Source organism: Niallia sp. MER 6, from assembly GCF_023714395.1.
Classification (GTDB): domain Bacteria; phylum Bacillota; class Bacilli; order Bacillales; family Cytobacillaceae; genus Niallia.
Genome location: NZ_JAMAUK010000011.1, coordinates 141,371 through 157,581, shown reverse-complemented (window position 1 = coordinate 157,581; position 16,211 = coordinate 141,371). Strand labels below are relative to the sequence as shown.

The following is a 16,211-nucleotide window of genomic DNA, read 5'->3' as shown; positions in this document are numbered from 1 at the left end:
TATTTACGCCATCATCACCATCTATATATTCCAAAACGGCACTAATTTTTTCTTCTATTGAAAATTTGGCCATAAAAAAGGCACCTCCAATTGTTAGACCTTCGTCTAACAATTGGGGTGCACTTCACTATGGAAGGCTGTTTTCTATTACCAATGAAAAATCCGCTTATACCAAGGCTGTTTTTCCACTTGTTCTTTCCCGTCATTTTTCTTCCCGCTTTGTTCTGTTGAATCATATTTAGGAAGATCATCGCAATATTGGGTTGGTACTTTCTCTTTTGTAAAGTACATAAGCCTCTTTGTTGAACAAGCCTCTGTTGCCAGCTTTCCGCTTTTTGGGTCTATATAAGCAGCTGCAGTGCCTTTTGTCGGTTTAAAGCCTATAATAGGTTCATCTTTCAAGGCATTTTCCATAAAGTTCACCCAAACCTTTTTAGCATATGTTTTATCTGCAGACAGAGTAATAGACTCTCCTTGGTCATAACCTGTCCAGACTGCAGATACAAGCTGTGGGGTGTATCCGATCATCCAGCTGTCTGATTCGGTCGATCCTGACTTGCCTGCATAAATCCTTGTTATGTCATTTACGATTGTGCTCCCTGTCACGCTTGCATAGCCATTTAGATTTTTATCAAACATGCCTGTCATCATGGAATTCATGATAAACGCTAAATCAGTGTCTAACACTTGTTCATTTTCTTGTTTTTGCTTATAAAGCACTTGGCCGTCGGCAGTTTCAATTTTTGTGATAAATACGGGAGCTACCTTATTCCCGCCATTTGCTAGCATACTGTATGCATTAGCCATGTCCAGCACCTTTACATTCGAGGTTCCGAGCGCAAGTGAAGGAACCTTTTGCATTGGAGTGCTCAGTCCAAATCTTTCAGCAGTGTCCGCCAAGACATCCATGCCTAGAAATAAATGTGTTTTAACAGCATAAACATTATCGGATAAGGCAAGTGCCTGTGCCATTGAGATGTTTCCTTCAGCATATTGATTGTTAAAGTTATGAGGAGTATAGGAATCGCGCCCGTCATCAAATCGGAAGGTCGTTTTCTCACCGCTCATCATCGTCACAGGTGTAAAGCCATGCTCCAATGCAGCATAATAAAGGAGCGGCTTCATTGTAGAGCCAGGCTGACGTGTTGCTTGGGTAACCCTGTTAAATGGGCTTTCGCTGTAATCTCGCCCCCCGACCATTGCTTTAACATAGCCGCTGCTAGGATCCATTGCTACAAACCCAACTTGAATCTTGCTTGTATCACTTATCTGTTTTTTTATCGTATCTTCAGCGATTTTTTGCTGCTTTGTATCTAATGTTGTATATACCCGTAAGCCGCCTAACTGGATGGTGCGATCATCCATCTTCAGTTCTGACTTCAAGATGCTTTTAACAGCATCCTGGAAGTAAGGCGCAGTTTCTGTGCTGGAAATCGGAAACTCTCCTGTGAATTTGAGCTTTTCTTCAAACGCTGTCTTCTTTTGCTGCTCGTTAATATAGCCATTCTCCAGCAAGGAATTTAAGATGATTTCCTGTCTTTTTTTTGCATTATCAGGTGAAACAAGGGGAGAGTAAATACTCGGTCCTTTCGGTATACCCGCAAGCATTGCGGCCTCACCTAAAGTTAAGTCAGAAGCAGGCTTGCCGAAATAATATTGACTTGCCGCTTCAGCACCGTAAGCGCCGTGACCATAATAGATGGTGTTAATATAACCTTCCAGAATTTCTTGTTTTGTATAAAACATTTCAAGTCTGATTGTATAAAAAGCCTCTGAGAGCTTTCTTTTCCATGTTTTTTCATGCTCAAGAAACAGATTTCTGGCATACTGCTGTGTTATCGTGCTTGCACCTTGCACCTTCGCCATTGCCTTTATATCTGCAAGTACAGCGGCACCAATTCGCTTATAATCAAAGCCATGGTGATCATAGAAGCCCTTATCTTCTATCGATACGGTCGCATTGACTAAATCTGGACTTATTTCCTCAATCGGCACCCAATACCTTTTTTGTCCGCTGTTGCTTTCGCCAATGATTGTACCATCATCAGAATAGTAAATGGTCGATTGGGACACAGTTAGTGGCGGTGCTCCTAATGCTTTCGCATATATGAGGACACCTGCAAAAATAACGCTGAAAATAAACCCGGCGAGGATGGCCAGAATAATGAGCAGCCGGATATATTTGGCTGAATTTTTAAGGCGATCCTTTGCGATGAGTTCCATTTACGCCGCACCTCCGAGTGGATTTGTGATTTTTATAAATCTTGTCATATTGTGAACTCCTATAGCGAGGAATGCTCAAGTTTTTTAGATAGCACTAGTATGTGGATAAGAATGGCATTTTAAACCTTTTATAACTGTGCTAGTAAATTTTTCTTGCATTTTAGCGAATTTACTCTATACTTTTTTTCGTGTTTGTTATTTATTTGTTTGGGAAGTATATAGGAAGGAATAGTCAACTTGGCCCCTTTTCATGCTTTTTAAATGTAACAGCCTGTCTCTGTTGATTTGAGCCTTTCATAGTAAGGCAAGAGGAAATCAATGGCGAGAGCACCTTTTTCAAACCCTTATTTTGAGGTAATAAAGAATGGAGGAAGCAAAAGATGGGATTATGGTTTACAGAAAAACAAACAGATAATTTCGGAATTACGATGAAGATAAAGCAAACATTACATACAGAGCAAACAGAATTTCAAAAGCTTGATATGGTTGAAACAGAAGAATGGGGCAATATGCTCTTATTGGACGATATGGTCATGACCTCCGTCAAGGATGAGTTCGTATATCATGAAATGGTGGCACATATACCGTTATTCACACACCCGAATCCAGAGAATGTGCTAGTAGTCGGCGGTGGCGACGGGGGTGTTATTAGAGAAGTTCTAAAGCATCCTACTGTTAAAAAAGCAACCTTAGTAGATATTGACGGGAAGGTAATTGAATATAGTAAAAAGTTTTTGCCGGAAATTGCAGGTAAGCTGGAGGATCCACGAGTTGATGTTAAGGTTGGAGACGGATTTATGCATATTGCTGAAAGTGAAAATGACTATGATGTAATTATGGTCGATTCAACAGAGCCAGTTGGCCCTGCTGTTAACTTGTTCACTAAAGGCTTCTATGCAGGAATTTCAAAGGCATTAAAGGCAGATGGCTTGTTTGTAGCGCAGTCAGACAACCCATGGTTCAAGGCTGACCTCATTCGAACGGTGCAAAAGGATGTTAAAGAGATATTCCCGATTACGAGACTGTATGTTGCTAATATTCCAACATATCCAAGTGGTATGTGGGCATTCACTATTGGTTCAAAAAAGTATGACCCGCTTGAAGTGAAGGAAGACCGTTTTCATGAATTGGAAACAAAATACTATACGAAGGAGTTGCACAAAGCTGCTTTTGTGCTCCCGAAGTTCGTAAAAGACTTAACAGAATAGACGGCTCTTTTAAGGATAAAGAATCTTTGCAGAGCCTGATATAAAAAGAAGCTTAGGGAATAACCCTAAAAAGGAGTGGACAGGTTTTGCGTTTTGATGAAGCATATGCAGGTAATGTTTTTATAAAAAGTCACCCAAGTTTTGAGGAAAGCAAGGCAGTTCTTTATGGAATGCCTATGGATTGGACAGTTTCTTTCCGTCCCGGATCTCGCTTCGGTCCATCAAGAATTCGTGAGGTGTCAGTTGGGCTAGAGGAATACAGCCCTTATTTAGATCGTGACTTGGCGGATGTTAATTATTTTGATGCTGGAGATATTCCGCTGCCATTCGGTAATCCACAAAAAAGCTTAGATATGATTGAAGAATTTGTGGGAAAAGTACTGGCAGAAGACAAGTTTCCATTAGGAATGGGTGGAGAGCATCTAGTATCATGGGGTGTTTTCCAAGCGATGTACAGAAAATATCCGGATTTGGCAATTATCCATATGGATGCACATACAGATCTTCGCGATGAATACGAGGGAGAGCCTCTTTCTCACTCAACACCGATTAAAAAGGTTGCAAACCTGATTGGTCCAAAAAACGTTTATTCCTTTGGAATCCGTTCTGGAATGAAGGAAGAATTTGAATGGGCAAAAGAAGTGGGCATGCATATTTCTAAATTTGAAGTGCTAGAGCCACTTAAAGAAATTCTGCCAACATTGGCTGGCAGACCAGTATATGTAACGATTGATATTGATGTACTAGATCCTGCCCATGCACCAGGTACAGGAACAGTTGATGCAGGCGGAATTACTTCGAAAGAATTGCTTGCATCCATCCACGAAATCGCTCGTTCTGAAGTAAATGTCGTAGGAGCAGACCTAGTAGAAGTAGCTCCAATCTACGATCCATCAGAACAAACAGCAAATACTGCAAGTAAGCTTATCAGAGAAATGATCCTTGGTTGGGTGAAATAAGTAAGAGTATGAAGTAGCTATCCTGCTTCATAAAAGGAGATTGATTGGAGCGGATAGGTGAGACTTCTTGCTTTTATTAGCGAGGTTCGGCGCTCGACCCGTGGAAATCTTTTCTAGAGGATAATAAGTCTTCCATTTGCAAGAGGCTGTGACATAAGTATTTAATCCTAAGTTGGAACCGAACTATTTTAACCTTTTATTGGTTAAATAGTTCGGTTCTTTTATTATTGATTTAAAATGTTAGGGAAAAGGTGCAGAGGTCACCTCTAGTGAAGCGAGTGGCCGAGCGCAATGGAACGAACCCATTTTCCTGTCAACTCAAGGACCGTATGTTTCAAAGTATTTATTATTCGTCTTTATGGATCAGATAGGATGGATTGCCCCCCGCTTTTTTATACAAACCAAGATACTTTCATCTATATCCATACATCATCTTGCACTTCCCTTTTAAAAAATTTATACTTATTAAGTTATAGTTTAGAGGAAAAGGAAGTGTTGCCGTTGTCTAATACGTTAGGGCAACAAACACCTGTTAAAATACATGTGACCACCAATATCTACAATGGAAGCAACAAGGAAAGTATTGAGTGGGTTGGATTTGGACAATACTTAGAAAAAGATGGAAGCAGTTATGTGAAGTATGAAGAAGTGATCGAAGAAGGGACCATCAAGACAATCGTCAAGATTGCAGAACACGAAGGTTTAATACTTCGCAGCGGAGCCGTTAAAATGCGCCTTTCCTTTCTGTTGAATAAAAAGCGAAACGGAAGCTATGAAACCCCCTATGGAACCTTTCTGATGGTAACAGATACGAAGCGGTTGAGCTTTGAAAAGGAAGCAGAAAGTTTATCTGGGCTTATTGATATATTGTATGATTTAAATGTGAATGGCAATAACAATGGAACCTATCATATGACCATCCAACTGAAGGAGGAAAAAGAACAAGCATGAATATAGTAGACCAAATAAAAGATAAACTGAAGGATGAAATTAAAGCAAGTGTTATGAAGGCAGGTCTTGCTGAAGAGGCACAGATTCCAGAAGTAATCCTTGAATTGCCAAAAGACAAAGCGCACGGAGATTACTCTACGAATATGGCGATGCAGCTGGCGAGAGTGGCAAAAAAAGCTCCTAGAGCAATTGCAGAAGCAATTATCGAAAACTTTGATCAATCGAAAGCTTCCATTGAGAAGGTTGAGATTGCTGGTCCTGGATTTATTAATTTCTATATGAATAACAGCTATTTGGCTGATTTAATTCCGACAATCCTTGAAGCAGGCGATGCTTACGGAGAAACTAGCTTTGGAAATAAAGAAAAGGTACAAGTTGAGTTCGTATCAGCAAACCCTACTGGAGATCTTCATTTAGGACATGCCAGAGGTGCAGCTGTTGGTGACTCTTTGTGCAATATCCTTGATAAAGCAGGCTATGATGTTTCTAGAGAATATTACATCAATGACGCTGGTAACCAAATCAATAACTTAGCGCTTTCTGTTGAAGCACGTTATTTCCAAGCTTTAGGCTTAGAAAAGGAAATGCCTGCAGACGGTTATCATGGAGAAGATATCGTTGAAATTGGAAAGAAGCTTGCCGCTGAGTTTGGCGATAAATATGTAAATGCTGATGAAAAGGAACGTTTTGAATTCTTCCGTTCATACGGACTTAAGTACGAAATGGGCAAACTGAAACAGGATCTGGAAGATTTCCGTGTTCCGTTTGATGTTTGGTATTCGGAAACTTCCCTATATGAGAACGGAAAAATCGATGTAGCATTAAACTCTCTAAGAGAAAATGGCTATATCTTTGAAGAGGATGGAGCAACTTGGCTTCGTTCTATGGATTTCGGTGATGATAAAAACCGCGTGCTTATTAAAAACGACGGTTCCTACACATACTTGACTCCAGATATTGCTTACCATAAAGATAAGCTGGAAAGAGGCTTTACTAAGCTTATCAATGTTTGGGGTGCTGATCACCACGGCTATATTCCACGTATGAAAGCAGCTATCCAAGCATTAGGCTATGATAAGGATGCTTTGGAAGTGGAAATCATCCAGCTGGTTCATCTTTACAAAAACGGCGAAAAGATGAAAATGAGCAAGCGTACAGGAAAAGCTGTTACAATGAGAGACTTAGTGGAAGAGGTAGGTTTGGACGCAACACGTTACTTCTTTGCGATGAGAAGTGCTGATACACATCTTGATTTTGACCTTGATTTGGCTGTTTCTCAATCTAACGACAACCCTGTTTACTATGCTCAATATGCGCACGCACGTATTGCCAGCATCTTAAGACAAGGGAAAGAACAGGGCATTGAACTGGACAATAACCTTGATGTTTCCTACATTTCGGCAGAAAAAGAATTTGACCTATTAAAGAAACTAGGAGAATTCCCGCAAGCAGTGACAGAAGCTGCTGCAAAAAGAATGCCGCACCGCATCACAAATTATATCTTTGATTTAGCATCAACATTCCATAGCTTCTATAATGCTGAAAAAGTATTAGATGCAGATAATATGGAAAGAACAAAAGCGAGATTGGCATTAATTCAATCTACAAAAATCACACTTAAAAACGCACTGCGCCTTATCGGTGTCTCTGCGCCAGAGAAAATGTAATAAAAAAAGGATGGAATTGCTTCCATCCTTTTTTCTTTAATTCATCACCCATTTATCCTTCAAAAACATTATTCTTCCGATAAAGAAAACAACTACTAATACAATAAGATTGCTGGCAATTGTGATAAAGAAATGCTCATAGTTAGTAATGCCGAAAATCAGCTCTTTTAACAGGGCATAAATATTCATAACCGGTATGGCGAAATGCTTGAACTCTAATTCATTGATGCCGATATTTGACATTAACATTAATGGCAAAATGGTAACCATCATAATTGGCGCACTATAGCTTTGTGATTCCTTAATAGATTTGCCGACGATGCTAGTCAGCATAAGCAGGGAAGCGACAAACATCGAATAAACAATGGTGAGCACGAGTGACAAAGTAACAACTAATAGAAAGTTGTCTTTGAATTCAATTGCATTTTTTAAGTTTTCTGTCAGGAAGGCTATTTCCAAAACAACCACAAGCAATGTAACGATTCCCGTGATTGTGCCGATTGTAGAGATTGTCAGCCATTTAGCAAATACAAGTGTCGAACGACTAACAGGGGTCATCAGCAATGCCTCCATTGTTTTCTTCTCCTTTTCTCCTGAGAAGAGGTCGGCAGCAGCCGGTCCGGCACCAACACCGATTGCAACAGCTAGAATAAGCGGAATGAGCATGGCAACAAGATTAATAGTCGGATCCTCGCTGTTTAATTCCTCCTGATTAATAGAAAATGGCTTTATGGTATCAGTTTCTATGCCAAGATCACCCAATCTTTGGGAGACTATCATGCTCTCATATTGGGATAACGCAGCTTGTGTAAGGGACATGAGTGTAGAAGAGCTTTGACTGAAAGAATCTCCGATTATTGTTATTTCTGCGTTTTGTCCTTCTGATACAAGGTTAGCGAGATTATCATCTGCTACTAAGGCCGCTTGTGCATCTCCGTTTTGCAATGTTTCTTTAGGGTCTTGTGATTCTACTAGTTCAATGCTGCTGTTAGCAAGCAAGCTCGTTTTTACTTCATCTGACAGAGAAGAGGCAACCGCTAGTATATAGGATTCTCCTTCGTCTTCAGATACCAACTTTTCATAAAAAAGGGTAAGCATAGTCATAATGATAATTGGTAATAATACGGTCAATAATAAGGTTCGTTTATCCCTGAAAGAGTCTTTTAATTCTTTTAAATATATATTAAGAAACATGGGTATTTCCTCCTCTGACAAGTCTGCTCATAAAGATATAGTTCAAATCACTGCTTCCTTCGGCAGTATATAAGTCTTCTAGACTTCCATGATGAACAAGCTCTCCTTTGTGCATCATTGCAACACTATCGCACAGCAGAGAGACCTCCTCCATAATATGGCTTGAGAAGATAATTGTTTTTCCATCCTGCTTCAGCTGATGGACAAGCTGGCGAAATACATTGGATGAAGTAATATCAAGGCCTGTCGTCGGTTCATCAAAGAGAATAATCTCCGGATTATGAATAAGTGTCCTCGCAATGGCCACCTTTTGACGCATCCCTTTAGAGAAGTTGCCGACTTTTCGGTCCAGATAATCTCTCATTCCGAACATCCTTGCCAATTCATCAATTCTTACCTTTGTTTCATGTTTGCTGAGACCATAAAGCCTGGCAAAGTATTCTAAGTTTTCCCTTGCGGTTAAGCGATCGTACAAACCCGTTTCACCACCAAATAAAACACCAATCTTTTGCTTTATTTCATTTGGGTTTGCCTTCGTATCAAATCCAGAGACAGTGATAGAGCCTTCTGTTGGCTGAAGCAATGTGGCGATCGACCTAAGTAAGGTTGTTTTTCCTGCGCCGTTTTCCCCCAGCAAGCCGACAGTTTCTCCTTTTTTTATTTGAAAGGAAACATGCTTTAAAGCTGTTACATATATCTTTTTATCCTTAAATGTTTTCGTTACTTTATTTACTGTTATCATCTAGTCACTTCCTTCTCGTTTTCTATGTCTTTATCATACAGATAAAGGAAATGAGCGTCTGTATAGATGTCGTGAAAAGTCCGTTTCCTGTCGTGAAAATGCCAGAAGATGTAAGGGAAGGATATTTACTCTTACCTCCTAATATTTCCAAGCTGGCAAACATGGTGAGTTAAAAACATGGTAAAATAAAACAATGTGGAAAATACTCAACAAGGGGATACAATGAGGATGAAAATTGGATTGGTAGACGATAGAGCAATTGATTTGGATAAGTTAGCGGGCATTGTCTCTTCTATTCCAGAAGCAGAGATCGTGTTTGCCACTACTTCTGCAGAGGAAGCATATGAACAAATCAAAAAAGAATCCATTACACTTCTGATTGCAGATATAGAGATGCCTAATCTGTCAGGGTATGAGCTTGCAGATATTATCCACTCTCATGCTCTTAATATCGCTGTTATTTTTGTAACAGCAAGCAGCGGTTATGCTGTTCACGCTTTTGAGTTGAATGTCCATGATTATATTATGAAGCCCTATTCAAAAGATAGACTTGTCCAATCTGTTAAAAGGCTGATGGAGAAAACCAGTTCAGCTGAAATAGCTGGGAGATTATATATTAAACAAAAGAATGACATACATATTATCCTGAAGAAAGAAATTATTTTCATTGAAAGATCCGGCAGGTCGACGACCATTCATACGAAGTCAGAAGCAATCAAAACATACCAGACACTTAATGAATTAGAGGGTGAATTGAGAGAGAGGGACTTTGTCAGATCACATCGTTCCTTTATTATTAACATTCACTGCATAAAAAGCTTCTCTTTGTATGCCAAGAACTCCTATACTGTTACATTTGAAGGAACGGAGGCAAAAGCCATGATTACAAAGGAAAAGGTAGAATTCATTCAAAACAATTATTTTTAAGGAGTAAAAAATAGTGAAGGCAGACCACTTATCTTGGAGTTTAATCAGCTTATTTTCCGCCATTCATCTTGGAGCATTCCTTTACGCTTTTGGATGGCATAGTGCCATTTATATATTGGTGCTCATGCTTTTAGCAGGAGGCTTCCTTCTAGTGAGGCTAGGAAATAGGCAAGGCGCATCATTCGACTGGAGACTTGAGGTCTTATTTTGGCTCGTTCAGGCTATGATTGCAGCTGCTGCAGTTATGCAGGAATCAGAATATATTCGGCTTCTGTTTTTCCTGCTGTTCTTGCTTGTTGAAGTTATCAGGGCTATTCAAGTTAGAAAACTGTCTAAATTCAGCAAAGAAATTAACAGGCTAGATGAAGAAATATTTCGCATGAATGAGACATTCAGGACTGTCAGAAGCGAGCGCCATGATTTTCTAAAACATATAGCAGCCATTCATTTCATGCTTGAAAAAGAAGAATTTAAAGAAGCAGGGGCTTACTTAGATGTGCTTGTTGACGGGTACAACGAAACAAATCTCTCCATTAAGGGGGAAAGCGGAGCAGTTGCGGCAACTTTGCACCAGTATTACATAAAGGCTCAAAAGGAAGGAATGGAAATCATTTATGATATAGAAGTTCCTATCTCCTCTATGCCGGTTCCGGATAAAGAGCTTGTAGGACTTGTCGGCAATTTGCTAGAAAACTGCGTTGAAGCATGTTTGAATTGGCAGAAGGCTAATCAGCAGCATGCCTTTATTACACTGCAATTAGTAAAAAGAAGCGGATTATATATATTAACAGTCAAAAATAAGTCATTGCCAATCCCTGCAAAAATTTTAGACAGGCTTTATCATCAGTATGGTCTGTCGACAAAAGCAGGGAATGAAAGAGGCTATGGGACAAAAATAATTGCCGATATTGTCAAAAACCATCAAGGTATTTTGGATTTTGTTTATAAGGAAGAAGAATTTACAGTAAAAATCAAGCTGCCGTCCATTCGCTGATTTAATTATGTTATGAGGTTTAAATGCGCCTTCTTTTCAAATAATAAGAGCAATAAGGAAAAGGAAGGTGTCTATGAAATTACTTCTATTAGCATTAATAACTGGATTTTTGACAGGATTTATCTTTGCCTTGCTCAAGCTGCCGATACCAGCACCAGGCGCATTGCCAGGGATTATTGGGATTGTTGGCATTTATGCAGGATTTAAAGTGTATGTAAGTTTGGAACCGTGGATTTCTAACCTTTTTTCAAAAAACTAAGCAGAAGAGGCGGCAGAAAACGACTGCCGCCTTTAATTTTTAATTCCATTCTAGTGTTGCTCCGCCAATTCTTTTAACTCCTCTTATCTTACTGAGATCCTCTACGAGCTGCAGACAGGCCTGATCTTTAAGCTTTGCTTCAATCATAAAATCAACATCCATCTGGAGCGGGCGCAAAAGCTGTAAGAGCGGTTTAACAAACTCTGCATCTACAAAATCTGCATGAGAACGGAAAGCCTTCTCTGTTTTTGGAGAAGACAGATGGATTTTCGGTGTAATCCCTCGATGCTTCCATGTTTCAAAAACTGGTAACAGCAATTTTTCCAGCGGTTTTTCACATAAGTTCGCCATATGGTGATGATAGTCAAAAACGAGTGGGATTGTTTCGTTTTGACATACTGTCAAAGTTTCCTCTGTGTTATATGTCTTGTCATCATTTTCTAATGTCATTATTTTTTTTATGTGTAACGGCAATGACTGTATATTTTCATAAAAGCGGGCCAGTGTTTTTTCTTTATCACCATATGATCCGCCAATATGAATGTTAATAACACTTCTGTCCTCTACTCCCATTGCTTCAAGCATTTTATAATGATATTCCATATCAATTACAGCGTTTTTAGTCACTTCCGGTCTTGGGGAAGTAAACAGGGTGTACTGGTTCGGATGGAAGCTGACCCTGAGTCCATGATCTTTCACAAGCTGCCCCACTTGGGCAAACTCCTTTTCAAAGGGAGTTACAAAATCCCACATCACCTCAGGATGGGTTGCTAACGGAACGATAGAGCTCGACATACGGTATAACATGATTTCATGTCCGATATTATAGTGAAGTGCTCTCATTGTATTCGTAAGGTTTGTCCTCGTAATTTCAAGCAGCTTCCTTTGCCGTTCTTCGTCAGGTAGTTCACTGTAGCGTGCATAAGTCATTGTTTTGGAGGGAGAGGCGTCCCAAAGATTAGTCGCAGTAGATACATAGCCGAATCTGAATTTCATCTTTTTCTCCTTTCCCTTATTTACCAGTGAATCACAGCAAGGGTGCAAATAATCGGGCAAGATACTCCAATAACACAGTTTTAAATTTAGGTTTCAGCAAGAATTTAAGTGTGTACTCTTCCGAAAAAGAAAGGTCCTGCCTTACAATGTTGTTCATCCTTGCTATGAAGCTGGAATCAAAAACACAGCAAATTATTTCATGGTTTAAAAAGATACTTCTCTTATCAAAGTTGGCAGTACCAATAAAGCAAATTTCGTCATCTGCTGTAATAATTTTACCATGAAAAAAACCATGTTTATAATGATAAGCCTTTGCTCCACGTTTCAATAAGGTGCGTAAATAACGGAAAGATGCCTCTTTTACTAAAGGATGATCTGGTTTTGTCGGTAAAAGTAACGTTATCGCCACATTACGGTCTTGTGCCAGGCTAAGCTCTTCCATAATCCTTTTGCTTGGAATAAAGTAAGGTGTTCCGATAAACAGTGTTTTTCTAGCATTTCGAATAAGACCGCATAAGACGTCCTCTAAATACACACCTTGTGTCGGAATGAACTGATGGCGGGAGTGTCCCTTCGGCTGTTCAGGAAAATATACAGGGTTTTGTAGGAGATTTGTTTTTGTCGCAGCAGACCAATCGAGCAAAAATTCCCGCTGCAGGTCATCGACTCCTTCTCCTGTCATTTTAAAGTGATAGTCTCTCCATGGACTCAATTTTAAGTTGCCGTGAATATAATCTTTTCCGACATTGAAGCCGCCTACATAGCCGATTTTACCATCGATAATGGTGATTTTTCGGTGATTTCTGACTTGCAGGGTATAGAATAACGGCATTTTTGGTGTATTGCAGTAGGAGAACTGCACACCAGCTTCTTTTAATTTATTCCGGATTTTTTTGCGTACTTGAAAGCTGCCGAGCCAATCGAGCAGCAGTCTTACTTCAACGCCCTCTTGCGCTTTTCGCTCGAGAATGGATAAGAACTGGTTGCTGATTGTGTCAGCCTTAACAGTGTAAAATAGTATATGTATATGATTTTCTGCCTCTTCAAGCTCGTGAAAAAGGTCTGGGAAAAGATCCTTCCCATCATTGAAAATATGAAAATCACTGTGCCTGAACGGATAATTTCTTCTCGTTACCTTCCGTTTAGTCAGTGCCTTGCCTACGATTAAATCTATATAAAGCAAGATGATTAGCAGCAGCAAAATGCAGATGATAGTCCAAAAAATTTGCATGGAAGTTCCCCCTTGGCTATGTATTGTGCCCCAATTTGCTATATTCTATAAGAGGGAAGAAAGACGTGATAAACTTCTCTTAAATTTTTAGTGAATGAAAAAGAAAAGTAAAAGCTAAATAAACCTTAGCTAGAACTAGCATATTCACTAGAAAATTGTTTATAATGGAGAATATGTATTTTTCTCTTTACTATGAAATGGAAACTGTATACAATGAAACTCCATGAGGTAATTAAGCTGGTTTACAGCTTTCAATAAAGAAATGGTATAACACCATACAATCCAATTCGGATAAAGAGCAGATAGCGAAAGGAAGTGCCAAAATGAGTGTTGATAACTATACAAAAGAACAACTAAATGAAATGTCTTTAATTGAAATCGCATACGAACTATTAAATGGCGCAAAAACGCCGTATTCTTTCCATGAAATTGTGAAGGAAGTAAGCAGACTGTTGAACTTGTCTGAAGATCAAGTCAATGATAGAATTGCCCAATTTTATACAGATATAAATATTGATGGACGCTTTTTATCATTAGGCGACAATCGTTGGGGACTGCGCACATGGTATCCAGTTGATAAGTCAGAGGAAGATGTCGTTACTGTGACGAAGCCGAAGAAGAAGAAAGCGAAAAAAGCTGCCGAAGACGATTTCGATGACTATGATGACAGCGTTGAAGAAGATTATGATGAATTCGATGATGATGATCTTCTTGATGATGATGAAGACGAAGATGTTATCGAAGAAGAGGACGATTTGCTGGATGACGATCTTGCAGAGGAAGATGATGACGAAAGCTTTGAAGACGAAGATACATATGAAATCGACGAAGATGAGCTGGACGAGGATCTGGAAGATGAGGAAGAAGACGAGGATGAAGATGAGTTTGAGGACGAGGAAGAAGATAAATAAGACCCTTGACTTTTATATGCCTTGCTTGTAAAATCATTTTTGGGCTCCTTAAAAAAGGAACGAACTGATATTTGCTTAAATAGCGCTCCCTTACTTGAAGAAGTAAGTGGAGCTTTTTTGTTTTTATAAAATGATTTTCTAGGCCCAGAACCTGCTTAAAATGCTAAGCATAGGGTGCTGAAAGGCTTTTTTATAAAAGTAGCTTTACGGCAATTTGTTTCACTCCCCTCGAAAAAAATATTCGATTATTTTTCTTTAAATAAAGACAAATATGCACAAACTTTAACTAAGGGGGATTTTAAAATGACAAAATATATTTTTGTTACAGGTGGGGTAGTTTCATCACTTGGAAAAGGAATTACTGCAGCATCATTGGGAAGGCTGCTTAAAAATCGCGGAGTGAGCGTGACGATTCAAAAATTTGATCCATATATTAACGTGGACCCAGGAACAATGAGTCCTTACCAACATGGAGAGGTTTTTGTAACAGATGACGGCGCGGAAACGGATCTTGACTTAGGACACTATGAGCGTTTCATTGACATTAATTTGACGAAATTCAACAATGTTACAACGGGAAAAATCTATTCAACTGTCCTAAGAAAAGAACGCAGAGGCGACTACTTGGGAGGAACTGTTCAAGTTATCCCGCATATTACAAATGAAATTAAAGAAAGAGTTTACCGAGCAGGCCGTGAAACGAATGCAGATGTTGTTATTACGGAAATCGGGGGAACTGTTGGTGATATCGAATCACTTCCATTCCTGGAGGCAATTCGTCAAATCAAAAATGATATTGGCAGAGAAAACGTGATGTATATTCATTGTACATTGGTGCCGTACATCAAGGCTGCCGGCGAAATGAAAACAAAGCCAACACAGCACAGTGTTAAAGAGCTTCGCAGCTTAGGTATTCAGCCAAATGTGATTGTTGTAAGAACGGAAAAGCCAATTTCTCAAGATATGAAAGATAAGATTGCTCTTTTCTGTGATATTGACACGAATTCAGTAATTGAGTGCCGTGATGCAGATACATTATATACAATTCCATTAGCTCTTCAAGAACAACACTTGGATCAAATCGTTTGCGACCATCTTCACCTTAAGTGTGAAGAAGCAGATATGACAGAATGGATTGAGCTTGTTGATGTAGTCCGCAATCTGTCTAAAACAGTTAAAATCGCTCTTGTTGGTAAGTATGTTGAGCTTCAGGATGCCTATATTTCTGTAGTTGAAGCATTAAAACATGCAGGTTATGCCTTTGATGCAGACATCGAAATTGATTGGATTAATGCAGAGCACGTAACTTCTGAAAATGTAAAAGAGCTGTTGCAGCATGCAGACGGAATCCTTGTTCCAGGAGGATTTGGTGATCGTGGAGTAGAAGGGAAAATTATCACAACACAATATGCTCGTGAAAATAAAGTACCTTTCTTTGGAATCTGCCTTGGTATGCAAGTAGCATCTATCGAGTTTGCGCGTAATGTATTAGGCTGGAATGGAGCAAACTCATCTGAGTTGGATGAAAATACGGCATATCCTGTTATCGACTTGTTGCCAGAGCAAAAGGATATCGAGGACCTTGGCGGAACGCTGCGCTTAGGCTTGTATCCATGTAAGTTGAAAGAAAATACAAAAGCATACGAAGCATATCAGGATGAGGTTATTTATGAAAGACACCGTCATCGTTATGAGTTCAATAACCAATACCGCCAAGAGATGGAAGAAGCAGGTTTCGTCTTCTCTGGAACAAGTCCAGATGGCCGTTTGGTAGAAATTATCGAGCTGAAGGATCACCCTTGGTTTGTAGCATCACAATTCCATCCGGAGTTTATCTCAAGACCAACTAGACCACAGCCTTTATTCCGTGAGTTTGTAGGTTCATCCCTGCGTTTCTCTGAAAAATAAGCAAAAAAAAGCTAACCTTTATAGGTTAGCTTTTTTTTTGC

Annotated in this window: 14 protein-coding genes; 9 read left to right on the top strand and 5 right to left on the bottom strand. The window is 39.4% G+C overall.

Annotated elements, in window-relative coordinates:
- Positions 1-147: 147 nt before the first annotated feature.
- Entirely contained in the window at positions 148-2,223 is a 2,076-nt protein-coding gene (locus M3600_RS15385) for a transglycosylase domain-containing protein (RefSeq protein WP_251646626.1), read from the bottom strand.
- A 380-nt stretch (positions 2,224-2,603) separates the two neighbouring features.
- Between M3600_RS15385 and speE the strand changes: the two genes are divergently transcribed.
- The 4 genes from speE to argS all read left to right on the top strand — a co-directional run bounded on the left by speE (position 2,604) and on the right by argS (position 7,008).
- On the top strand, positions 2,604-3,431 hold the full coding sequence (speE, locus tag M3600_RS15380) for a spermidine synthase (RefSeq protein WP_233315950.1): 828 nt from the start codon (positions 2,604-2,606) through the stop codon (positions 3,429-3,431).
- Positions 3,432-3,517: 86 nt separating this feature from the next.
- Positions 3,518-4,390, top strand: a complete 873-nt coding sequence (speB, locus tag M3600_RS15375) for an agmatinase (RefSeq protein WP_233315949.1) — start codon at positions 3,518-3,520, stop codon at positions 4,388-4,390.
- A 501-nt stretch (positions 4,391-4,891) separates the two neighbouring features.
- Positions 4,892-5,341 carry a YwiB family protein gene (locus tag M3600_RS15370; RefSeq protein ID WP_233315948.1) on the top strand — a complete coding sequence of 150 codons (450 nt, stop codon included), beginning with the start codon at positions 4,892-4,894 and terminating at the stop codon, positions 5,339-5,341.
- Entirely contained in the window at positions 5,338-7,008 is a 1,671-nt protein-coding gene (argS, locus tag M3600_RS15365; RefSeq protein WP_233315947.1) for an arginine--tRNA ligase, read from the top strand. Before M3600_RS15370 ends, argS begins: the two co-directional genes overlap by 4 nt.
- A 36-nt stretch (positions 7,009-7,044) precedes the next feature.
- Here argS and M3600_RS15360 read toward each other — a convergent pair whose 3' ends face one another.
- Both M3600_RS15360 and M3600_RS15355 read right to left on the bottom strand, forming a co-directional pair.
- Complete coding sequence (locus tag M3600_RS15360; protein ID WP_233315946.1) at positions 7,045-8,202, bottom strand: ABC transporter permease; 1,158 nt, start codon at positions 8,200-8,202, stop codon at positions 7,045-7,047.
- On the bottom strand, positions 8,192-8,944 hold the full coding sequence (locus tag M3600_RS15355) for an ABC transporter ATP-binding protein (RefSeq protein ID WP_233315945.1): 753 nt from the start codon (positions 8,942-8,944) through the stop codon (positions 8,192-8,194). The genes M3600_RS15360 and M3600_RS15355 overlap by 11 nt, the downstream gene beginning before the upstream one ends.
- Before the next feature lie 228 nt (positions 8,945-9,172).
- On the opposite strand from M3600_RS15355, the gene M3600_RS15350 reads away from it, so the two are divergent.
- The 3 genes from M3600_RS15350 to M3600_RS15340 all read left to right on the top strand — a co-directional run bounded on the left by M3600_RS15350 (position 9,173) and on the right by M3600_RS15340 (position 11,124).
- The gene (locus M3600_RS15350) at positions 9,173-9,871 is read left to right on the top strand and encodes a LytR/AlgR family response regulator transcription factor (protein WP_233315944.1); all 699 of its coding nucleotides are present in this window, start codon (positions 9,173-9,175) and stop codon (positions 9,869-9,871) included.
- A 13-nt stretch (positions 9,872-9,884) separates the two neighbouring features.
- The gene (locus M3600_RS29205; RefSeq protein WP_251646623.1) at positions 9,885-10,865 is read left to right on the top strand and encodes a sensor histidine kinase; all 981 of its coding nucleotides are present in this window, start codon (positions 9,885-9,887) and stop codon (positions 10,863-10,865) included.
- Positions 10,866-10,938: 73 nt separating this feature from the next.
- Positions 10,939-11,124, top strand: a complete 186-nt coding sequence (locus tag M3600_RS15340) for a XapX domain-containing protein (protein ID WP_233315942.1) — start codon at positions 10,939-10,941, stop codon at positions 11,122-11,124.
- A gap of 39 nt (positions 11,125-11,163) precedes the next feature.
- Here the strand turns inward: M3600_RS15340 and uvsE are convergent, their stop codons facing one another.
- Together uvsE and cls are read right to left on the bottom strand one after the other, a co-directional pair.
- The gene (uvsE, locus tag M3600_RS15335) at positions 11,164-12,120 is read right to left on the bottom strand and encodes a UV DNA damage repair endonuclease UvsE (protein ID WP_251646621.1); all 957 of its coding nucleotides are present in this window, start codon (positions 12,118-12,120) and stop codon (positions 11,164-11,166) included.
- A 31-nt stretch (positions 12,121-12,151) separates the two neighbouring features.
- Complete coding sequence (gene cls / locus M3600_RS15330; protein WP_251646619.1) at positions 12,152-13,351, bottom strand: cardiolipin synthase; 1,200 nt, start codon at positions 13,349-13,351, stop codon at positions 12,152-12,154.
- 323 nt (positions 13,352-13,674) lie between these two features.
- Between cls and rpoE the strand changes: the two genes are divergently transcribed.
- Positions 13,675-14,262, top strand: coding sequence for a DNA-directed RNA polymerase subunit delta (rpoE, locus tag M3600_RS15325; RefSeq protein ID WP_237942065.1), 588 nt, complete (start codon positions 13,675-13,677; stop codon positions 14,260-14,262).
- A 303-nt stretch (positions 14,263-14,565) separates the two neighbouring features.
- Positions 14,566-16,170 carry a CTP synthase gene (locus tag M3600_RS15320; RefSeq protein ID WP_233315938.1) on the top strand — a complete coding sequence of 535 codons (1,605 nt, stop codon included), beginning with the start codon at positions 14,566-14,568 and terminating at the stop codon, positions 16,168-16,170.
- Positions 16,171-16,211: the final 41 nt, after the last annotated feature.